The 21,801-nt window shown below is 56.1% G+C and carries 18 protein-coding genes and 1 pseudogene; 9 read left to right on the forward strand and 10 right to left on the reverse strand.

What is annotated here, in order from left to right; translation table 11 throughout:
* Positions 1-18: 18 nt before the first annotated feature.
* Positions 19-2,154 carry a YccS family putative transporter gene (gene yccS / locus K5I40_RS17110; protein WP_223075098.1) on the forward strand — a complete coding sequence of 712 codons (2,136 nt, stop codon included), beginning with the start codon at positions 19-21 and terminating at the stop codon, positions 2,152-2,154.
* Here yccS and K5I40_RS17115 read toward each other — a convergent pair.
* Complete coding sequence (locus K5I40_RS17115; RefSeq protein ID WP_223075097.1) at positions 2,139-2,765, reverse strand: TfoX/Sxy family DNA transformation protein; 627 nt, start codon at positions 2,763-2,765, stop codon at positions 2,139-2,141. The two genes, yccS and K5I40_RS17115, sit on opposite strands and share 16 nt — an antisense overlap.
* Before the next feature lie 217 nt (positions 2,766-2,982).
* Here K5I40_RS17115 and sulA point away from each other — a divergent pair, with 217 nt between their 5' ends.
* Together sulA and ompA are read left to right on the forward strand one after the other, a co-directional pair.
* Positions 2,983-3,492, forward strand: a complete 510-nt coding sequence (gene sulA, locus K5I40_RS17120; protein ID WP_223075096.1) for an SOS-induced cell division inhibitor SulA — start codon at positions 2,983-2,985, stop codon at positions 3,490-3,492.
* Positions 3,493-3,847: 355 nt separating this feature from the next.
* The gene (gene ompA, locus K5I40_RS17125) at positions 3,848-4,900 is read left to right on the forward strand and encodes a porin OmpA (protein ID WP_138369420.1); all 1,053 of its coding nucleotides are present in this window, start codon (positions 3,848-3,850) and stop codon (positions 4,898-4,900) included.
* A 66-nt stretch (positions 4,901-4,966) separates the two neighbouring features.
* Here ompA and matP read toward each other — a convergent pair whose 3' ends face one another.
* Positions 4,967-5,422 (reverse strand): macrodomain Ter protein MatP, encoded by a 456-nt coding sequence (gene matP, locus K5I40_RS17130; RefSeq protein ID WP_039029443.1) that lies wholly within the window; start codon positions 5,420-5,422, stop codon positions 4,967-4,969.
* Positions 5,423-5,608: 186 nt separating this feature from the next.
* Between matP and K5I40_RS17135 the strand changes: the two genes are divergently transcribed.
* Together K5I40_RS17135 and fabA are read left to right on the forward strand one after the other, a co-directional pair.
* On the forward strand, positions 5,609-7,366 hold the full coding sequence (locus tag K5I40_RS17135) for a Lon protease family protein (RefSeq protein ID WP_223075095.1): 1,758 nt from the start codon (positions 5,609-5,611) through the stop codon (positions 7,364-7,366).
* A gap of 68 nt (positions 7,367-7,434) precedes the next feature.
* On the forward strand, positions 7,435-7,953 hold the full coding sequence (gene fabA, locus K5I40_RS17140; RefSeq protein WP_008499931.1) for a 3-hydroxyacyl-[acyl-carrier-protein] dehydratase FabA: 519 nt from the start codon (positions 7,435-7,437) through the stop codon (positions 7,951-7,953).
* Between the two features lie 73 nt (positions 7,954-8,026).
* On the opposite strand, the gene rmf is transcribed toward fabA, so the two are convergent.
* From rmf to rlmKL, 6 genes and pseudogenes are all read right to left on the reverse strand, one after another.
* Positions 8,027-8,194 (reverse strand): ribosome modulation factor, encoded by a 168-nt coding sequence (gene rmf, locus K5I40_RS17145; protein ID WP_032617397.1) that lies wholly within the window; start codon positions 8,192-8,194, stop codon positions 8,027-8,029.
* Between the two features lie 255 nt (positions 8,195-8,449).
* Entirely contained in the window at positions 8,450-9,013 is a 564-nt protein-coding gene (pqiC, locus tag K5I40_RS17150) for a membrane integrity-associated transporter subunit PqiC (RefSeq protein WP_139564705.1), read from the reverse strand.
* Positions 9,013-10,650, reverse strand: a complete 1,638-nt coding sequence (pqiB, locus tag K5I40_RS17155) for an intermembrane transport protein PqiB (protein WP_039029447.1) — start codon at positions 10,648-10,650, stop codon at positions 9,013-9,015. Before pqiB ends, pqiC begins: the two co-directional genes overlap by 1 nt.
* A gap of 4 nt (positions 10,651-10,654) precedes the next feature.
* A pseudogene (gene pqiA / locus K5I40_RS17160) lies at positions 10,655-11,907 on the reverse strand (membrane integrity-associated transporter subunit PqiA).
* Positions 11,908-11,925: 18 nt separating this feature from the next.
* Positions 11,926-13,833: an ABC transporter ATP-binding protein gene (locus K5I40_RS17165; protein ID WP_039029449.1), complete on the reverse strand. Its 1,908-nt coding sequence runs from the start codon at positions 13,831-13,833 to the stop codon at positions 11,926-11,928.
* Positions 13,834-13,845: 12 nt separating this feature from the next.
* The gene (gene rlmKL, locus K5I40_RS17170) at positions 13,846-15,954 is read right to left on the reverse strand and encodes a bifunctional 23S rRNA (guanine(2069)-N(7))-methyltransferase RlmK/23S rRNA (guanine(2445)-N(2))-methyltransferase RlmL (RefSeq protein WP_223075094.1); all 2,109 of its coding nucleotides are present in this window, start codon (positions 15,952-15,954) and stop codon (positions 13,846-13,848) included.
* A 99-nt stretch (positions 15,955-16,053) separates the two neighbouring features.
* On the opposite strand from rlmKL, the gene K5I40_RS17175 reads away from it, so the two are divergent.
* Positions 16,054-17,163 (forward strand): YcbX family protein, encoded by a 1,110-nt coding sequence (locus tag K5I40_RS17175; protein ID WP_223075093.1) that lies wholly within the window; start codon positions 16,054-16,056, stop codon positions 17,161-17,163.
* Here K5I40_RS17175 and zapC read toward each other — a convergent pair.
* Both zapC and pyrD read right to left on the reverse strand, forming a co-directional pair.
* Positions 17,160-17,696, reverse strand: coding sequence for a cell division protein ZapC (zapC, locus tag K5I40_RS17180; protein ID WP_039029452.1), 537 nt, complete (start codon positions 17,694-17,696; stop codon positions 17,160-17,162). The two genes, K5I40_RS17175 and zapC, sit on opposite strands and share 4 nt — an antisense overlap.
* Before the next feature lie 167 nt (positions 17,697-17,863).
* Entirely contained in the window at positions 17,864-18,874 is a 1,011-nt protein-coding gene (gene pyrD / locus K5I40_RS17185) for a quinone-dependent dihydroorotate dehydrogenase (protein WP_223075092.1), read from the reverse strand.
* Between the two features lie 248 nt (positions 18,875-19,122).
* Here pyrD and ssuE point away from each other — a divergent pair, with 248 nt between their 5' ends.
* From ssuE to ssuD, 3 genes are read left to right on the forward strand one after another with little or no spacing between them, the layout of a single operon-like run.
* The gene (gene ssuE / locus K5I40_RS17190; protein ID WP_223075091.1) at positions 19,123-19,698 is read left to right on the forward strand and encodes an NADPH-dependent FMN reductase; all 576 of its coding nucleotides are present in this window, start codon (positions 19,123-19,125) and stop codon (positions 19,696-19,698) included.
* Entirely contained in the window at positions 19,691-20,653 is a 963-nt protein-coding gene (locus K5I40_RS17195) for a sulfonate ABC transporter substrate-binding protein (RefSeq protein ID WP_139564700.1), read from the forward strand. The genes ssuE and K5I40_RS17195 overlap by 8 nt, the downstream gene beginning before the upstream one ends.
* Entirely contained in the window at positions 20,650-21,795 is a 1,146-nt protein-coding gene (gene ssuD / locus K5I40_RS17200; RefSeq protein WP_139564699.1) for an FMNH2-dependent alkanesulfonate monooxygenase, read from the forward strand. Before K5I40_RS17195 ends, ssuD begins: the two co-directional genes overlap by 4 nt.
* Positions 21,796-21,801: the final 6 nt, after the last annotated feature.

Below are 21,801 nucleotides of genomic sequence, written 5' to 3' on the forward strand. Positions count from 1 at the left end.
CAAGGACCCCGCGCGCACATGCTAAGCCCACTGCTTCGCCGCTACACCCTGAACAGCGCCTGGCTCTACAATGTCAGGATCTTTATTGCCCTGTGTGGCAGTACCGCCCTGCCCTGGTGGTTGGGCGACGTGAAGCTGACCATCCCCCTGACGCTGGGGGTGGTTGCCGGCGCGCTGGCCGATCTGGATGACCGCCTTACCGGTCGGCTGCGCAATCTGGTCATCACCCTGATCTGCTTTTTTATCGCCTCGGCGTCGGTGGAGCTGCTCTTCCCATGGCCTTGGCTTTTTGCGATTGGGCTGATGCTCTCCACCAGCGTGTTTATTCTGCTCGGTGGGCTAGGCCAGCGCTACGCCACCATCGCTTTCGGCGCATTGCTTATTGCCATCTACACCATGTTGGGGGTATCGCTGTACGACCAGTGGTATCAACAGCCGGTGCTGCTGTTGCTGGGCGCGGTCTGGTATAACCTGCTGACGCTGGCCGGGCATCTCATATTTCCCATTCGCCCGCTGCAGGACAATCTGGCCCGCAGCTATGAGCAGTTGGCCCATTACCTTGAGTTAAAGTCCCGGCTGTTCGATCCGGATATCGAAGGTGACGGCCAGGGGCCGCTGTACGATCTGGCGCTGGCGAACGGGCAACTGGTGACAACCTTAAACCAGACCAAGGCCTCGTTACTTACCCGCCTGCGCGGCGATCGCGGTCAGCGCGGCACCCGCCGGACCCTGCACTATTACTTTGTGGCGCAGGATATCCACGAGCGCGCCAGCTCTTCGCATATTCAGTACGCCGATCTTCGCGAGAAGTTTCGCTACAGCGACGTAATGTTTCGCTTCCAGCGCCTGTTATCCATGCAGTCGCAGGCCTGCCACCAGCTGTCGCGCTCTATCCTGCTGCGTACCCCCTATCAGCACGATCCGCGATTTGAACGGGCGTTCACCCATCTCGATGCGGCCCTCGACCGGGTTCAGGCCAGCGGTACCTCTGCCGAGCATATGAAAGCGCTGGGCTTTTTGTTGAATAACCTGCGCGCCATTGATGCCCAGCTCGCCACCATCGAATCCGAACAGGCGCTGGCTACACCCGGTAATGATGTGGAAAATCAGCTTGCGGACGACAGCCTGCATGGTTTTAGCGATATGTGGCTGCGTTTGAGCCGCAACTTTTCCCCGGAATCCGCGCTGTTTCGCCATGCGGTAAGGATGTCCGTGGTGCTCTGCATTGGCTATGCTTTTATACAGATAACCGGCCTGGACCATGGCTACTGGATCCTGCTCACCAGCCTGTTTGTCTGTCAGCCCAACTACAACGCCACCCGGCATCGTCTGGCGCTGCGTATTATCGGCACTCTGGTGGGGGTCGCCATCGGGTTACCCATCCTTTACTTTGTCCCCTCGCTGGAAGGACAGCTGATCTTAATTGTGATCACCGGCGTGCTGTTCTTCGCCTTTCGCAACGTGCAGTACGCGCACGCCACGATGTTTATCACCCTGCTGGTATTGCTCTGTTTCAACCTGCTCGGGGAAGGCTTTGAAGTGGCCCTGCCGCGCGTCATTGATACCCTGATTGGCTGCGCCATCGCCTGGGCTGCGGTAAGCTTTATCTGGCCGGACTGGCGGTTCCGTAATCTGCCCCGCGTGCTGGATCAGGCCATGAACGCCAACTGCCGTTATCTTGATGCTATCCTGGAGCAGTATCATCAGGGGCGTGATAACCGCCTGGCGTATCGTATCGCACGACGTGACGCCTATAACCGCGACGCGGAGCTGGCGTCTGTGGTGTCGAATATGTCTACGGAACCGAGGGCAACAGCAGAAATCCGGGAAGTCGCGTTCCGTCTGCTGTGCCTGAACCATACGTTTACCAGCTATATCGCCGCACTGGGCGCACACCGAGAGCGGCTCACCAGCCCCGCAATCCTCGGATTACTGGACGATGCTGTCTGCTACGTTGATGATGCGCTACATCAACGCCCCGCGGATGAGCCTCGTGTTCAGCAGGCCTTAACCGAACTGGCGCAACGCATTTCACATATCGAGCCGGGAGCCGAGAGCAAAGCGCCTCTGGTTCTGCAGCAAATCGGTCTGCTTATCGCGTTGCTGCCAGAAATTTGTCGATTACAGCAGCACGTTAATCAACTGCCGGAGTGAGCACTGCTCTCTGCCGGCAGTCTTTTGTACCACTCCACCAGCTCCCGGCGTCTTATCTCCGGGAGCGCCGCGACGTGTAATCCGGTGATTGCCCCCTCCAGCGCAAACAGCACCTTGTAACTCAGGTGCTTGTTGAGCGCCCTGATCTTGAGCCAGCACTGTTCAGCCCCCAGCGTGCGTAATGCCTCTTCGGTGGTGATGCCCGCCTCAAACAGCAGGATTTCGAGTTGAAAGGTGAGATTGGGTAAATCTTTCAGGCGCTCGCGTTTGTAGCGTTCACAGCGTTCCCGCCGCGCAGCTTCCAGGGCAAACGAGGAGAGTTGCAGCAATTTCTCCTGATCCTGCCAGAGCCCTTCATCGACGCGAAAATAATTCAACAAAACGGGCCGCCCCCGCTTCACCAGCGACAGGAAAGAAGAGGCATGCTTTACACAGTAAGACGCGCTCTCTTCGCAGGCACGCAGATACAACTCCCCCTCCGACACCATGGCAAAAACCGTGTCATCAACCGCCAGGGTGTATCCGCCAAACAGGGCGCGATAATGAACTTCGCCGAGGGGTGAAAGATATTTTGCAGATTGATAGATCCGTTCATAAGATAATTTTTTCATGATATTTCCCTTTTAAATCATGGCGTAATGGTTGAGTCGAGTATTAACGGATCCGTTAGCCAGAAAATAGGTAACTTACGATCGAACGGCAAGGTGAATTTTCAATACGCCTGAATTACAAACCAAATTTGCGAGGAGCTTTCCGAAAATGAGGTTGATCTTTAGTCGCACAGGGGTTACTGTATATCCATACAGTAACTACAGGGCTGGATTGATTATGTACTCTTCAGGCTATGCAAACCGTTCAACAACTTTCTCTACTTCCGCTGGCAAAAGCGCGATGAACTCCGCGGCGCAAATGACCACCGGGCTGATTAGTGAAGTGCTCTACCGTGAAGACCAGCCCATGATGACGCAGCTGTTATTGCTGCCACTGTTGCAACAGCTTGGCCAGCAGTCGCGCTGGCAGTTGTGGCTCACGCCGCAGCAGAAATTAAGTCGGGAATGGGTGCAATCCGCAGGCTTGCCGCTAACGAAAGTGATGCAGATTAGTCAGATGGATCCATGCCATACTGTAGACTCAATGGCGAGGGCGCTGCGTACCGGAAATTACAGCGTAGTGATTGGCTGGTTTACGCATGAGTTGACGGAATCGGAACAACACCGTCTGGCTGAAGCTGCCGAAGAAGGGAATGCACTCGGCTTCATTATGCGTCCCATTCGAATGAACACTTTGAGCAACGGACACCTTTCTGGGCTAAAAATTCACTCGAATTTGTATCATTGAGTAAAAATAAGAGTTTTCCTGGAATTTTTTTTGCCATCTCTGTACACCGTTGGTTCCCTGTGTAAAAGCCGCGAAAAGTCTTGTCTGCCGCGGCTTTCTCCATTTTAGCACGCCTCAAATTGCGCAATAAATGTTAAATATTGTGTATACAAAACTTTTTTTTTCATATGCCTGACGGAGTTCACACTTGTAAGTTTTCAGGTACGTTGTAGACTTTACATCGCCAGGGGTGCTCGGCCTAAACCGAAGATATCGGTAAGTTTTACTCTTTGTCCCCGCCCCCCGGTGAAGGATTTAACCGTGACTCTCATTGAGATTCTCATGGCGATTTTTGGATGATAACGAGGCGCAAAAAATGAAAAAGACAGCTATCGCGATTGCAGTGGCACTGGCAGGTTTCGCTACCGTAGCGCAGGCCGCTCCAAAAGATAATACCTGGTACGCAGGTGGTAAACTGGGCTGGTCTCAGTTCCACGACACCGGCTGGTATAACGACGCTCTGAACAACGACGGCCCAACTCACGAAAGCCAGCTGGGCGCAGGCGCGTTCGGTGGTTATCAGGTTAACCCGTACGTTGGTTTCGAAATGGGTTACGACTGGCTGGGCCGTATGCCTTACAAAGGCGACAACGTTAACGGCGCATTCAAAGCTCAAGGCGTTCAGCTGACTGCTAAACTGGGCTACCCAGTAAATGACGCTGTAGACATCTACACCCGTCTGGGCGGCATGGTATGGCGTGCAGACTCCAGCAACAGCATCGCTGGCGACGACCACGACACTGGCGTATCCCCAGTATTCGCTGGTGGCGTTGAGTGGGCTATGACCCGTGACATCGCTACCCGTCTGGAATACCAGTGGGTTAACAACATCGGCGACGGCAACACCGTTGGTGTTCGTCCAGACAACGGCATGCTGAGCGTAGGTGTTTCTTACCGCTTCGGTCAGGCTGAGCCAGCACCAGTTGTTGCTCCAGCTCCAGCACCAGCTCCAGAAGTACAGACCAAGCACTTCACTCTGAAGTCTGACGTTCTGTTCAACTTCAACAAAGCAACTCTGAAACCAGAAGGCCAGCAGGCACTGGATCAGCTGTACACCCAGCTGAGCAACCTGGATCCGAAAGACGGTTCCGTAGTGGTTCTGGGCTTCACCGACCGTATCGGTTCTGACGCTTACAACCAGGGTCTGTCTGAGAAACGTGCTCAGTCCGTTGTTGATTACCTGATCTCTAAAGGTATCCCGGCTAACAAGATCTCCCCACGTGGTATGGGCGAATCTAACCCAGTTACCGGTTCTACCTGTGACAACGTGAAACCTCGCGCTGCACTGATCGACTGCCTGGCTCCAGATCGTCGCGTAGAGATCGAAGTTAAAGGCATCAAAGACGTTGTAACTCAGCCAGCGGCATAAGTTATCGTCTGACAAAAAACCCCGCCATGTTGCGGGGTTTTTTATTGCCTGAAGAAAAGCAGTACGTTACTTCTTTCCGGCCAGCAGCGCCTGGAGATCGGTTTTCAGGGTCGACATCTGACTGGCGTACTTCTCTTTATGTTCCGCATCTTCAATCAGCTGCACGATGGTTTCTGACAGGGTTTTCCCGCGTCGCTGGGCAAGGCCAGCCAGACGCTGCCAGACCATAAACTCCAGATCGATCGACTTCTTACGGGTATGCTGGTGCTCAGCGTTGAAATGCCGCTTACGTCGCGCACGGATAGTCTGCTTCATTCGGTTCAGTAATGCAGGATTGATATGCTTTTCAATCCAGCTATTGACCAGAATGGGTTCATTTTCGAGGGTCAGCAATAAATCTACAGCTTCTTTTGCAGCACTGGCTTCGAGGTAGCACGTGATCAACTCCCCTTCACGGTGTTTTTTGACCAGATACTTCCATTTCCAGCCGCTTTCGAGATTTTCCAGTTGTTGGTATTTCATTGCGATCTCAGTGTGACCGTGTAACTGTGTTCAGAATATCAGTTTTTTGGCAATCTGCTGAAAAGAAATCATATCCTGTGACGCGCGGTAACGCATTCATGCCCGGAAACTCCCATTCCCTCATGTGCAGAGCCTGCGCCTTACGGTATACTCCATCGTTTTACATCTGACTAAAAAACATCAACTTTGACCATTACGAAACTTGCATGGCGTGACCTTGTTCCGGATACAGATAGCTATCAGGAACTGTTTGCACAGCCAGATCTCGCGAAAGAACACGAATACATCCTCAGCGACACTCAGCCCCGTTTGCATTACGCGCTGGAGCAGATGTTAAGCCCATGGACAACCTCACCATTCATGTTGTTGAAAGCGCCAGACGAAGCGGAGTATCTGAGTCTTCTGGCGGATGCCGTACGGCATCCGCCAGAAGCCGGAACGGTCTTTGGTGGTGAATACAGCATCAACGGCCACACCGTTACCTTTGCACCCGCTACCGTACCCGATGGCCGTTTTGCGGTCACCGGCAACGTCATCCAGGCGGGCTGGACGGAAGCAGAGCAGCTGTTCGGCTGCTTGCGCCAGTTTAACGGTGAGTTAACCCTGCATCCTGGTCTGGTTCATCAGGCCAACGGCGGCGTGCTGATCATCTCCCTGCGTTCGCTGCTCGCACAGCCCCTGCTGTGGATGCGCCTGAAAAATATCGTCAGCCAGCAACGCTTTGACTGGGTTGGCTGGGATGAGTCGCGCCCTCTTCCGGTCGCCGTACCGTCCATGCCGCTCTCCCTGAAAGTCGTCCTGACAGGCGATCGCGAAGCGCTGGCTGATTTCCAGGAGATGGAGCCCGAGCTGGCTGATCAGGTGGTCTACAGCGAATTTGAAGACAGCACCCAAATTGCGGATGCCGAAGACATGCAACAGTGGCTGCAGTGGGTTTACGCCGTCTGCCAACGCGCGCAGCTGCCAACGCCAGCTGCGGATGCATGGCCGGTGCTGATTCGCGAAGCGGTCCGCTATACCGGCGATCAGGAGACACTGCCGCTTTGCCCTCTCTGGCTTGGCAAGCAGCTGCGTGAAGCCGCTGCCATGACCGAAGACGATACGGTGAACGGCGAGCAGCTCTCCCAAATGCTGGTGCAGCGCGAGTGGCGCGAAGGCTATCTCGCCGATCGTATGCAGGATGAGATCCTGCTCGAGCAGATCCTGGTCGAAACCGAAGGCGAATGCGTAGGACAGATTAACGCCCTTTCGGTGATTGAATTCCCTGGCCATCCGCGCGCCTTTGGCGAGCCGTCGCGTATCAGCTGCGTGGTGCACATCGGTGACGGTGAATTTATCGATGTCGAACGTAAAGCGGAGCTGGGCGGGAACATTCATGCCAAGGGCATGATGATCATGCAGGCTTTCCTGATGTCGGAGCTGCAGCTTGAGCAGCAGATCCCGTTCACCGCCTCGCTGACCTTTGAGCAGTCCTACAGCGAAGTGGATGGCGATAGCGCCTCAATGGCGGAACTGTGTGCACTCATCAGCGCCCTGGCCGACGTGCCGGTGAATCAGAGCATTGCTATTACCGGCTCGGTAGACCAGTTTGGTCGTGCGCAGCCGGTCGGCGGCCTGAATGAGAAGATCGAAGGCTTCTTTAACATTTGCCAGCAACGTGGGCTGAGCGGTAAACAGGGCGTGATCATTCCACTGGCGAACGTGCGCCACCTCAGCCTGAGTCAGGAGCTGCTGAAAGCGGTCGAAGAGGAACAATTCAGCCTCTGGGCCATCGAAGATATTGCTGATGCGCTACCCTTACTGACAAACCTGGTGTGGGATGCCGAAGGGCAGACATCACTGATGCAAACCATCCAGGAACGCATTGCGCAGGCAACGCAGCAGGAAGCACGTCATCGTTATCCCTGGCCGTTACGCTGGTTGAACTGGTTCACGCCAAACTGATCGGACTTGTTCAGCGTACACGTGTTAGCTATCCTGCGTCCTTCACTAAAATAAGGCTTACTGAGAACATGGTAGATAAACGCGAATCCTATACAAAAGAAGATCTTCTTGCCTCTGGTCGCGGTGAACTGTTTGGTGCTAAAGGCCCACAGTTACCGGCCCCGAACATGCTGATGATGGACCGTGTCGTGAAGATGACGGAAACCGGCGGCAACTTCGATAAGGGTTACGTAGAAGCAGAGCTCGATATCAACCCGGACCTGTGGTTCTTCGGTTGCCACTTTATTGGCGATCCGGTAATGCCAGGCTGCCTGGGCCTGGACGCAATGTGGCAGCTGGTTGGTTTCTACCTCGGCTGGCTCGGCGGTGAAGGCAAAGGCCGCGCGCTGGGCGTGGGCGAAGTGAAATTCACCGGTCAGGTTCTGCCGACCGCGAAGAAAGTCACCTACCGTATTCACTTCAAACGCATTGTTAACCGTCGCCTGATCATGGGCCTGGCGGATGGCGAAGTGCTGGTTGACGGTCGTCTGATCTACTCCGCATCCGACCTGAAAGTGGGCCTGTTCCAGGACACTTCCGCATTCTGATTTTTGCTTTTCTCAAAGCATAAAACGGCGAAACCTCCGCAATGCGGAGGTTTCTTTTCTTAAAGAGACGCTATCAAGCAAGTACTGCCCTGTCTCCGATGGCTTCTCGCCAGCCCCCTAACCATTGCGACCTTTGATTGATGGTCTGATAGGGACACATTTCTTTAGAACGTCCGGCGATGCCAGCCTGATAACCACGTTGATGAGCCCTTTCAAGGCGATCTCGTTTCTGTCTCTTCATGCCTCGTTTCCCTCATTATTTGATCTGGTGGAAAAGAAAACAGTGATTACAAAACATGCAATCACGACTAACGAATACCGCGAATCCCGCTTAGCGTCAATGCGCAAAATTCACGCCAGTGTCATAAATGTGACCTATACAAAAGTTCATTTGTACAAAAACTGTGATGCGGCACAAGTAACCACCTGAGCTTCAAACGAAAAAAAAGCCGCAATTAGCATGACGCTAAATGCGGCCCGGTGCGATGAATTTTACTTATGGCTGACGGGAGATCTCCCTGGCAATACTGGCGGATTCCTGCGCCCAGCCCTGTGCCAGGACTTTCACCATCTCATCATAACCATCTTTCTGCTGTACCAGTTCCAGATGGAAAGGCCGCTTGATCAGCTGACCCTGATGGTTCAACAGCCACTCCCCGCTGATGATAACTCTGCCATCGTAACGCCCGTGGAAATTGGTCACGTTGACGTTGAGCGTATCCTGGTCGCTGCCCAACGGCTGCGATGCCACCACCCACCCCGGCAGCTGGCTGCCCAGATTGGCGACCAGCGTATTACGCAGCTGCTGATCCAGCGGGCTGGCCCACAGGTTGTTGTTGGCGATGACATACTGCACATCGCTGGTTTGATAGACCACGCCATTGCCGGCAAGGTAGTCAGGCACGGCCACCTGCTCTACCCACAGCAGGCGATTCCCCTGGCTGGCGATACTCTGCCCGCCCGCCTGCGCTGCCACCGGCAGCTGGTAGTAGCTCTTGTTCTCGGAAGAGCTACAGGCGGACAGAAGTGCCATTGCGGTGATAATTAGCCATTTTTTCATTATTTAGCCCCCTTCGGCTCAGGGTCCTTTTTGTCTTTTGCTTCGAATACCAGCGCATTGCTCTTCGTATTCAGCGTTTTCAGCACCGGCTGGAGTTCGCGCAGAACCTGATCGAGGCGCTGCATATCCGCCACCATCTTGTTGTACGCGGCGGAGCCCGGCTGGAAGCCCTGCATACTGCGGTTCAGCTCACGCAGGGTTTTCTGCATGTCCTGCGGCAGCTGCTGCATCGACTGGCTGGCGGTCAGCTTGTTCAGGTTATCCAGCGTGGCCTGCAGACGGCGCATCGTCGCCTGACTTTCGCTAAGCGTGTTAGTGGCCTGCTGAATCATCGGATTGAGCGGCAGGCTGTTGATCTTATCCAGCGTCTCCATCAGACGCTGCTGGATCTGCGCCAGGCCACTGCTCACGGTCGGGATGATTTTATAGCCGCCAAACTCGCGGATCTCTTTAACCGGTGGCTCTTTCGGGAAGAAGTCCATATCCACGTACAGCGCCCCGGTCACCAGGTTACCGGTTTTGAGCGAGCCGCGCAGGCCACGCTTCATCAACCCGTCGATATGCTCAGCGATATCAGGCGTATCACCAACCTGATTAATCAGGCGCTCTGGCTCGATGCGGATCAGCACCGGAATACGGTAATCGTCATCGAGCACCTGACGCAGGCCCGGCGCGAAGAACGGCACCTTACCGACGGTTCCGAGACGGATACCACGGAATTCAACCGGCGCGCCCGGCTGCAGGCCACGGACCGAATCCTTGAAGAACATCAGGTAGTCGATATGGTCGGTATAGAGCGAATCCTGAATGCTCTTCTGATCGTCATAGAGCCTGAACGCGGTCTGTTGCGCCACCGGCTGGCCTTGATCCATGCCTTCCGGCACGTCAAAGCTCACTCCGCCGCCGAACAGCGTGGAGAGGGAACCCATCTCGACGCGCATGCCTGCGGAGGTTAAGTCAACGGCGATGCCGCTATCCTTCCAGAAGCGTACATTGCCGGTGACCAGGCGATCGTTTGGCGCACTGATAAACAGCTGATAGCTGATGGTGCGCTTCTGGGCGTCGAAGGTGCTGGTTTCCACCGATCCCACACGATAACCGCGGAACAGCACCGGATCGCCCGGGCTGAGCTGGCCCGCTTTTTTACTGTCGAGGGTTATACGGATGCCCTTCGCATCCGGCGGTGCCAGCGGCGGAGAGTCCAGCAGTTGATACTGCTCCGGCTGCGAGCCCTTTTTCCCCGGCTGTAGTTCGATGTAGGCCCCGGATAACAGGGTTCCCAGACCGCTAATGCCTTCACGGCCCACCTGCGGTTTCACCACCCAGAATACCGAGTCGCCATGCAGCAGCTTTTCCATGCCAGCATTGAGTCGGGCTTTAATTTCTACATGCGTCAGATCGTCGGTCAGGGTGGCGCTTTCGACAACGCCCACATCCACGCTGCGGCTTTTGATGGTGGTTTTACCGCCCTCAATGCCCTCGGCGTTGGTGGTGATGAGCGTCACTTCCGGGCCCTGATGGCTGTAATGATAAAACAGGATCCATGCACCGATCAGCGCCGTCACGATGGGAAAAATCCACACCGGCGACCAGTTTCTGACCTTCTGCACTTTCGCCTCTCCACTCTTATTTTCCATGCTTTTATTCATCCTCATGGCTCGGCTCTGACTCACGATCCCACGATAACCGCGGATCGAAGGTCATGGCCGCAAACATGGTCATAATAACGACCAATGCAAACATCACCGCTCCGATGGCGGGATAGATGCTCATTAATCCTCCCATACGCACCAGCGCAGAGAGTACGGCAATCACAAACACGTCAATCATTGACCAGCGTCCGACAAACTCCACAACCTCATAAATCAGATGCATGCGCTCGCTGTCGCGCTTGCCGTGCCCTTTGGCATCCCAGCAGAGCCAGGCAATGGCAATCATTTTGAGCGTCGGTACCATGATGCTGGCGATAAAGATCACCAGCGCCACCGGATAGGAGCCTTCCCCCCACAGCAACACCACCCCGGCCATGATGGTCGACGGCATTTTGTCGCCCAGTAGATCGGTGATCATAATCGGCAGAATGTTGGCGGGAAGATAGAGAATCATCGACGTGATAAGCAGCGCCATCGTCCACTGCAGGCTGTTTTTACGCCGCACGTGCCCTTTGGTTTCGCAGCGCGGGCAGATCTCCTGGTTGGCCGGGAGGATAGCCGTGCAGCACGGACACAGGCGCAGATTCTGATTAATACCCGGTACCCCGGCTTTCAGCGTCTGATGCAGTACGGGCGCAGGGGCGATGTCGTCCCACGCCCAGCGGCGATCAACGCACTGAAAAGCGCGTAACTGGAGGATGCAATACAGGCACCAGGGGATAAAGCTGAGGCCCACTCCGACATCACCGTAGGCCATCAGCTTAACGAAGCTCACCAGAATACCGGCGAGGAAGATCTCCGCCATTCCCCAGCTTTTTAACTGGAAGAGGATCCGCGCCAGCCTGATTTTCAGCGCCATAGGCATCACGACGCGGTTGACGAGCAGCAGGATCACCACCAGGCAAAATGCCGGGACGATCTGAACGAAGAGCATAAAGAACGTGCCGAGGCTGGCGTAATCTTCTGAGAACATCACGCCGGGTATCTCCAGCAAATGCACTTCGCTGGTGATGCCCCCCACTTTCATATAAATGAAAGGAAAGAGGTTGGAGAGTAACAGCATGAACAGCGCAGCAAAAGCATACGCGGTGGGACGCTGCCGCGGCGCGTCCCACTCAGTTGTCAGCGTTGTCCCGCAGCGCGGGCATGCCGCTTTGTGCCCATGCTCGAGCGCGGGAAGCGCCACGAGCATGTCGCACTGTGAGCATAAAATATGCCGATCGCATGGTGATGTTCACACATACTGGCTCCATGGTTAACTTATGCGCCGTTTTTCAGAGCCTCAAGATATTCCCAGCGTTCAAATGCTTCTTCCAGCGCCTGCTCAGCCTGGGCCATATCGGCCAGGACTTTTTGAGTATAGTCATGCGGCTGGCTAAAGAATGACGCGTCGGCCACCTGAGCCTGCAAACTTTCCAGACTGGCTTCGAGCTCTTCCAGACGCAGCGGCAGGCCTTCCAGTTCGCGCTGAAGGTTATAGCTTAATTTATTACTGCCGCGTTTGATGTTTTCTGCTTTTGTAACAGCAACTTCCGCTTCAACCTTCGCTTTTGACTGTTTTGTCGCCTGCGATTGCGCCTGCTGTCCGCGGGCATCATGGTAGCCGCCCACATACTGACCAATGCGGCCCTGGCCTTCAAAGATCCAGCACTCGGTGACGGTGTTATCCACGAACTGACGATCGTGGCTCACCAACATCACGGTTCCCTGATAACTATCAATCAGTTCTTCCAGAAGTTCCAGCGTTTCGACATCAAGATCGTTGGTCGGTTCGTCAAGGATCAGCAGGTTGCTGGGTTTCAGGAACAAACGCGCCAGTAACAGGCGGTTACGCTCCCCACCGGAGAGGGCGCGCACCGGGGTCATTGCCCGTTTCGGATGGAACAGGAAGTCCTGCAGATAGCCCAGCACGTGGCGCGGCTTACCGTTCACCATCACTTCCTGCTTACCTTCGGCGAGGTTGTCCATCACCGTTCTGTCCGGGTCCAGCTCTGCGCGGTGCTGGTCGAAGTAGGCGACTTCCAGCTTGGTTCCGCAGTGGATGCGGCCGCTATCGGCCTTAAGTTGATCCAGCATCAGCTTCAGCAGCGTGGTTTTACCGCAGCCGTTCGGGCCGATAAGGGCGATTTTGTCCCCGCGCTGCACCTGGGCGGAGAAGTCCTTCACCAGCACTTTGCCATCAACCTGGTAGTTGACGTGTTCCATCTCGAAGACGATTTTGCCTGAGCGGCTCGCCTCTTCGACCTGCATCTTCGCGCTGCCCATCACTTCGCGGCGTTCACTGCGCTCGCGGCGCATCGCTTTCAGGGCGCGAACGCGACCTTCGTTACGGGTACGACGTGCTTTAATACCCTGACGGATCCACACCTCTTCCTGGGCGAGTTTGCGGTCGAACTCGGCATTTTGCAGCTCCTCAACGCGCAGGTTTTCCTCTTTCTCCAGCAGGTAGGTGTCGTAGTCGCCGGGATAGGTCACCAGCTTGCCGCGATCGAGATCGACAATGCGGGTCGCCATGTTGCGAATAAACGAACGGTCGTGCGAGATAAAGATGATGGTGCCGTTGAAGGTTTTCAGGAACCCTTCCAGCCAGTCGATGGTTTCGATATCCAGGTGGTTCGTCGGTTCATCGAGCAGCAGCACTTTCGGCCCGCTGACCAGCGCCCGGCCCAGCGCGGCCTTACGCAGCCAGCCGCCGGAGAGCGAGCCCAGCGGCATGTCCGCTTCCAGACCTAATTGCGCCAGCACTTCGTTGATGCGGTTTTCCAGCTGCCACAGGCCGTGGTGATCCAGCAGCTCCTGCAGGCGCGCCATCTCATTGAGGTTTTTGGTGCTCGGGTCGGTCATGACCAGATGCGAGATCTCGTGATAGCTCTTCAGATACTCGGCCTGCTCTTCGATGCCTTCGGCAACAAAATCGTAGACGCTGCCCTGAACGTTACGCGGCGGATCCTGTTGCAGACGCGCCACAATCAGATCCTGTTCATAGATAATGCGCCCGTCGTCCAGCCCCTGCTCGCGATTCAGGATCTTCATCAGCGTCGATTTACCGGCGCCGTTACGACCTACCAGACAGACACGTTCGTTATCTTCGATATGCAGTTCAGCATTATCGAGAAGCGGCGCGTCGCTGAACGACAGCCACGCCCCATGCATACTAATTAATGACATTTACTTTTCCTTTCAGGCCGCGGTAATCAGCCAGCAGTTGTGGATCTGACGGTTACGGGCAAAATCCTGGGACAGGGTTTTTTGACTGATCTCTTGTGCTTTCAGCCCCAGTTTTTCCAGCCCTTCGTGATCCATGCGGAATCCGCGTTTGTTGTTCGAGAACATGATGGTGCCGCCTTTACGCAGCATACGTTTCAGGTCTTTCATCAGCGTTAAATGGTCGCGCTGGACATCAAAAGACTCTTCCATGCGTTTGGAGTTGGAGAAGGTTGGCGGATCGATAAAGATCAGATCGAACTGCTCTTCAGATTCACGCAGCCAGCCCAGCACATCGGCCTGCAGCAGACGGTGCGCGCGGCCGGTCAGGCCGTTGAGGCGCAGGTTGCGCTCTGCCCACTCCAGATAGGTGCGGGACATGTCCACGGTGGTGGTGGTACGCGCGCCGCCCAGACCCGCGTGCACGCTGGCGCTGCCGGTATAGGAGAAGAGGTTCAGGAAGTCCTTGCCTTTGCTCATCTGGCCCAGCATACGACGGGCGATGCGGTGGTCGAGGAACAGGCCGGTATCGAGATAGTCGGTGAGGTTCACCCACAGGCGCGCGTTGTATTCGCCCACTTCGATAAACTCGCCCTTGCTGTTCATCTTTTCGTACTGGTTTTTGCCTTTCTGACGCTCACGGGTTTTGAGGATCAGCTTGTTCGGGGCAATATTCAGCACGCTGATGGTCGCGGCAATAATATCCAGCATACGCTGACGGGCTTTCTGCGGATCGATGGTTTTTGGCGGAGCATACTCCTGCACCACCACCCAGTCGCCGTAACGGTCGACCGCCACGTTGTACTCCGGCAGATCGGCGTCATACAGGCGATAGCATTCGATGCCTTCCTGCTTCGCCCATTTTTCAAATTTCTTCAGATTCTTACGCAGACGGTTAGCGTAATCTTCCGCGATGCTGGACGGCTTGCTGTCGGCCTCTTTCTCGGCCAGATGGTAGTTCTTCTGCACGCAGTCCAGCGGGCCGTTTTTGGCTTTGAACTGGCGCTCGGCGCGCAGCTGCAGGCAGCTCAGCAGCTCTGGCGAGGCGCTGAACAGGGAGAGATTCCAGCCGCCAAACAGATCCTTCATGGTGCGCCCCAGCAGGCTGTGCAGGGCAATCAGCGCTGGCTCGCTGTCCAGGCGTTCGCCGTAAGGCGGGTTGCTGATCACCGTGCCGTACGGGCCTTTTGGCAGCGGGTTAGTGAGCTGAGAAACGTCTTTTACCTCGAAGGCAATCAGATCGCCGATCCCGGCGCGACGGGCGTTGCTGCGCGCGCGTTCAATCACGCGGGCGTCGCTGTCAGAGCCGTAGAAGCGGGATTCATAGACCGCCAGCCCGGCACGGGCGCGGGTCTGGGCTTCGGCTTTCACTTCCTGCCAGACTGCTTCGTCGTGATGTGCCCAGCCTTTGAAACCCCACGCGCCACGATGCAGGCCCGGCGCACGGTCGGTCGCCAGCATCGCCGCTTCGATCAGCAGCGTGCCGGAACCACACATGGGATCCAGCAGCGGCGTGCCCGGCTGCCAGCCGGAACGCATCACGATGGCGGCCGCCAGGTTCTCTTTGATTGGCGCGATACCGGCACGATCGCGGTAACCGCGCTGGTGCAGGCCTTCGCCACAGAGATCCAGCGCGATGCTGGCGATCTCTTTATTCAGGCGAACGTTGATACGCAAATCCGGGTTTTCACGATCGACGTTAGGACGCTCCAGATTTTTACGGGTGAAGCAGTCGACGATGGCATCTTTAACCTTCAGCGCGCCGTACTGACTGTTGCGGATCTCGTCATTCAGGCCGCTGAAGTGGACGGCAAAAGTGGCGCCCGGCGCAAAAATCTCTGTCCAGTCGATAGTCTGCACGCCCAGGTAAAGATCGAGATCGCTGTAAACCTTGCACTCTCTCATCGGCAACATGATGCGTGAGGCCAGGCGACTCCACATCAGGCTCTGGTAAATAAGCCGTGTGTCGCCCTGAAAATGGACACCACCCTGAACCACCTGGCACTCTTGCGCACCCAGGCTTTCCAGTTCAGTTTTTAACAGCTCTTCCAGCCCACGGGCCGTACTGGCAAACAGAGAATTCATATCGTCACTTTTACTCTAAGAAAATTGCTGCGCATTATAGCCAATCTGGGCTCTATGTCATAAAGTTGAGGGCTTATTTTCATTTTAGGGGGCGGTGCCGTGGCGACGTTATCCAGGCTTTTCATTCATCCGGTTAAATCCATGCGCGGTATTGGGCTCACTCATGCCCTCGCAGACATGAGCGGCTTTGCCTTTGACCGCATTTTTATGGTCACCGAACCGGACGGCACGTTCATTACCGCACGCCAGTTCCCGCAAATGGTTCGCTTCACGCCGGTGCCGGTGCATGACGGTCTGCATCTCACCGCGCCGGATGGTTCCAGTAGTATCGTCCGCTTCAGCGACTTTGCGCCAGCAGACGCCCCCACCGAAGTCTGGGGCAACCACTTTACCGCCCGCATTGCCCCGGACGAGATTAACCGCTGGCTGAGCGAGTTCTTTTCGCGCCCGGTCCAGCTCCGTTGGGTGGGGCCTGAGCTGACGCGCCGCGTAGATAAGTTTGCCGCAGTGCCGCTGTCGTTTGCCGACGGGTTCCCCTTCCTGCTGACCAACGAGGCCTCGCTGCGCGATCTGCAACAGCGCTGCCCGGCCAGCGTGCAGATGGAGCAGTTCCGCCCTAACCTGGTGGTGACCGGCGCGGCCGCGTGGGAAGAAGACACCTGGAAAACGATCCGCATCGGCGACGTGATTTTCGACGTGGTAAAACCGTGCAGCCGCTGCATCTTTACCACCGTCAGTCCGGAAAAGGGGCAGAAGCACCCGGCCGGCGAGCCGCTGAAGACCCTGCAATCCTTCCGCACCGCGCAGGATAACGGCGATGTCGATTTTGGGCAGAACCTGATCCCACGCTCCAGCGGGGTGATCCGCGTGGGCGATGAGGTGGAGATCCTCTCGACCGGGCCGGGCCGTATCTACGGGGCTGGCGCCGAGGAAGAGCCCACTGAAGTGGAAACCCAGCCCGCAACGGCGGTGACTATCCAGTGGCAAGGGCAGACCATTCGGGGCAACAATCAGCAGGTGTTACTGGAGCAGCTTGAACAGGCCGGTATTCGCGTGCCCTATTCCTGTCGTGCGGGGATCTGCGGATGCTGTCGCATCACGCTGGTAGAAGGTGAAGTGAGTGCACTGAAGAAATCGGCCATTGGCAGCGACGGCACCATTCTGTGCTGCAGCTGCGTACCTAAAACGTCGTTACAGCTCGAAGCCTAAACGGCCTGCTCGAGGCTGAAGCTGACCGGTTGCGGTTTCAGCCTGTCGTTCATCACTTTAATCGGGTCCCCCAGCTGCATGGTGCGCCCGGCGATAGTTACCGCCGGCTGCGCCAGTAAACAGAGCGCGGCGTTGTCGCCTGGCTCGACTACCAGCAAATTCACCTGCTCGGCATTCTCGCTCAGGCTGACGCACGCGGCATCACCGGTGACCGGCGTCCAGCGCCCACCGTGGGCAAGAAAGTGCCAGCTTTTTGGCATCTGAGGTTTAAGGAAGCGGATTGCCACCAGCGCATTGAGCACCAGTTCGGCGCGTTGTTCTTTAGAGAGGTCCAGATCCCGACATTTCTCTTCAAAGGAGAAATAGAGCGCGGCATCGTCGACGCAAAAACCGGTATCGGCAAAGGCATCCGGGGTTAACATCCGGCGGGCAAAACGCGAGCGGAACAGCATACCATTAGCCAGATCGAGCATCATACGATCGTGCTCTTCGCAGAAATACCATCGCCAGTTATCGTCAGGTTTAATTCGCATCTGTCTCTCCCGTTCCCGAAACGTCCTGTAGTAAGAAAGTCCTTATTGCCGCTTCGCTTTTTTAACTTCAATAATAAAAGACTACAATGTCTAATAAAGCAACAGTCCGGGAATATAAAACAACCAGAGCTGGAAATAAAGCCCTGGTTGTCAATAGCGATAAAAGATTAGATATGATTAACGATTTCTTTAATCAGCGGCGGGCCTTTAAAAATAAAGCCTGAATATATCTGAACAAGCGAAGCGCCAGCGGCCATTTTTTCCCGGGCAGCCATCACCGAATCAATCCCGCCCACGCCAATAATCGGCAGGCGACCCATTAACTCCTGCGACAGGCGACGGATAATTTCGGTGCTTTTTAACTGTACCGGACGTCCGCTCAACCCACCCATTTCGTCGCAATGTTTCATCCCCTGAACCAGGGAACGATCGAGCGTAGTATTGGTGGCAATAACGCCATCAATATTATGGCGAACTAAACTGTCGGCTACCTGAATCAGCTCTTCTTCTGTCAGATCCGGGGCAATTTTAACGGCCACCGGGACATATTTATGGTGCGTCGCCTGCAGTTCATTTTGCTTATTTTTGATGCCGACCAATAAGTCATCCAGCGCTTCACCGTATTGCAGGGTGCGCAGACCCGGGGTGTTAGGCGAGGAGATATTCACCGCAATATACCCGGCGTAAGCATAGACTTTCTCCATACAGATCAGATAGTCATCTTTGCCCTGCTCTACCGGCGTGTCTTTATTTTTGCCGATATTAATGCCTAATACGCCGTCGAAATGGGCTTTCTTCACATTCTCGACCAGGTGATCGACGCCGAGATTATTGAACCCCATGCGGTTGATCAGCCCTTCGGCCTCGACCAGGCGGAACAGGCGCGGCTTGTCGTTACCCGGCTGCGGACGCGGCGTGACGGTGCCAATTTCAATGGAGCCGAAGCCCATCGCACCCAGCGCATCAATACATTCGCCATTTTTATCCAGACCTGCCGCCAGACCCAGAGGGTTTTTAAAAGTTAACCCCATGCAGGTGACCGGCTTCTCCATCACTTTCTGGCGCACCAGCGCTTCGAGCGGGGTTCCCGTAATACGGCGTAATTGCTGGAATGTAAATTCATGAGCGCGCTCAGGATCGAGCTGGAAAAGGGCTTTACGAACGAAGGGGTAGTACATGAACTCTCCTGGATTCCCGGTGTGCAAACCGGGGGCGTATTATCTGCGATCGCAGCGGGAAAGGGAATTGACCTGAGGCAAAAAAAGCCGCATGCCGCGCAATCGTTTACTTTTCATCCCTCCTTTATTCATTTTCTGGCATTTCACTTGCGGATAAATCATTTAGTGGAATAAGCCAGCGGTGCCACACTGCCAACAAATGTTATCAATGTTAGATAAAAGCAAACAATTGGTTATAAGGAGCATGTATGCGCGTCATTACGTTGGCCGGCAGTCCGCGATTCCCTTCCCGCTCCAGCGCGCTGCTGGAGTATGCCCGGGAGCAGCTTACTTCTCTGGATGTGGAGGTGTTTCACTGGAATCTGCACAACTTCGCCCCGGAAGATCTGCTCTATGCCCGCTTCGACAGCCCGGCGCTGAAAACCCTCAATGAACAACTGAAGGATGCCGATGGGCTGATTGTCGCCACCCCGGTCTATAAAGCCTCGTTTTCCGGTGCGCTGAAAACCCTGCTGGACCTGCTTCCGGAGCGCGCGCTGGAGAGCAAAATCGTGCTGCCGCTGGCGACGGGCGGCACTGTGGCCCACCTGCTGGCGGTGGATTACGCCCTGAGACCGGTGCTCAACGCCCTGAAAGCCCAGGAGATCCTCCACGGCGTGTTTGCCGACGATTCTCAGGTCATCGACTACCAGCACAAGCCGCACTTTACCCCGAACCTGCAAACCCGCCTCGACAGCGCGCTGGAGACCTTCTGGCAGGCGCTGCATCGCCGCGACGTCGAGGTTCCTGCCTTTGGCCTTCAGAAAGGAGTCGCCCATGTTTAAATCTCTTGCCCGCCTTAGCCTGGCAGGCCTGGTGGCCCTCTCCGGCCTGGCGCACGCCGCAGAGCCCGCCCCTGAAAGCCTGCGTATTGGTTACCAGAAAGGCAGCGTCAGCATGGTGCTGGCGAAAAGCCATCAACTGCTGGAAAAACGCTACCCGGACACCAAATTCTCCTGGGTGGAGTTCCCGGCAGGCCCGCAGATGCTCGAGGCGCTGAACGTGGGCAGTATCGATCTGGGCAGTACCGGTGACATCCCGCCGATCTTCGCTCAGGCCGCCGGGGCGGATCTGGTCTACGTTGGCGTTGAGCCGCCAAAGCCCAAAGCCGAAGTGATCCTGGTGCCTGAAAACAGCCCGATTAAAACCGTGGCGGATCTTAAAGGCCACAAGGTGGCTTTCCAGAAGGGTTCCAGCTCGCACAATCTTTTATTGCGTGCCCTGCAGCAGGCGGGACTGACCTTTAAAGATATTCAGCCGGTTTATCTTTCCCCGGCGGATGCCCGCGCCGCCTTCCAGCAAAATAATGTCGACGCCTGGGCTATCTGGGATCCCTACTACTCTGCCGCCCTGCTGCAGGGTGGCGTGAAGGTGCTGAAGGACGGTGAAACCCTGAAACAGACCGGCTCCTTCTACCTTGCCGCGCGTCCTTATGCGGAGAAAAACGGCGCATTTGTTCAGGGCGTACTGAATACCTTCAGCGAGGCAGACGCCCTTACCCAGAGTCAGCGTCAGGCCAGTATCGCACTGCTGGCAAAAACGATGGGTCTTCCGGAGCCGGTCATTGCCTCCTACCTTGACCATCGCCCGCCAACCGTCATCAAACCGGTGGATGCCAAAACCGCCGTGTTACAGCAGCAAACCGCCGACCTGTTTTACGAGAACCGCCTGGTACCGAAAAAAATCGATATTCGCGACCGCATCTGGCACCCCACTTCCTCTAAAGGAGATAAGTCATGAGTCTGAATCTGTTCTGGTTTTTACCTACCCACGGTGATGGTCACTATCTTGGCACCGAAGAGGGCGCCCGCCCGGTGGATCATGCTTATCTTCAGCAGATCGCCCAGGCCGCAGATCGGATTGGCTTTACCGGGGTGCTGATCCCCACCGGGCGCTCCTGCGAGGATGCGTGGCTGGTGGCGGCGTCGATGATCCCGGTGACCCAGCGCCTGAAGTTTCTTGTGGCCCTGCGTCCAAGCGTGACCTCCCCGACGGTGGCCGCACGTCAGGCCGCGACGCTGGATCGTCTGTCAAACGGACGCGCTCTGTTTAACCTGGTCACCGGCAGCGATCCGCAGGAGCTGGCGGGCGACGGCGTCTTCCTGGATCACACCGAGCGGTATGAAGCCTCTTCTGAGTTCACCCACGTCTGGCGTCGTCTGCTGGAGGGGGAGAACGTGACCTTCGAGGGCAAGCATATTCATGTCCGTGATGCCCAACTCTTCTTCCCGCCGGTTCAGCAACCCCGTCCACCGCTCTATTTTGGTGGTTCGTCCGACGTTGCCCAGGACCTGGCTGCCGAACAGGTGGATCTCTACCTCACCTGGGGCGAGCCGCCGGCGCTGGTAAAAGAGAAGATTGAGCAGGTGCGCGCCAAAGCCGCGGCCCACGGTCGTAAGGTCCGGTTCGGGATCCGCCTGCACGTGATTGTCCGCGAAACCAACGAAGAGGCGTGGCAGGCCGCCGACCGTCTGATCTCCCATCTGGACGATGCGACCATTGCCAAAGCGCAGGCCGCCTTTGCCCGCACCGATTCTGTCGGGCAGCACCGGATGGCCTCCCTGCACAACGGCAAGCGAGAAAACCTGGAGATCAGCCCGAACCTGTGGGCGGGCGTGGGGCTGGTGCGCGGCGGCGCGGGGACCGCGCTGGTGGGCGATGGCCCGACGGTGGCGGCGCGTATTAATGAATATGCAGACCTCGGTATCGACAGCTTTATTCTTTCCGGTTATCCGCATCTGGAAGAGGCCTGGAAGGTGGGGGAACTGCTGTTCCCGCATCTGGATGTTGCCATTCCGGAAATCCCGCAGCCGCAGCGGCTGTTGCAGCAGGGCGAAGCGGTCGCTAACGAATTTATCCCGCGTAAAGTCGCCCAGAGCTAAGGAGTC

Source organism: Leclercia sp. LTM14 (assembly GCF_023736175.1).
GTDB lineage: Bacteria > Pseudomonadota > Gammaproteobacteria > Enterobacterales > Enterobacteriaceae > Enterobacter > Enterobacter barmai.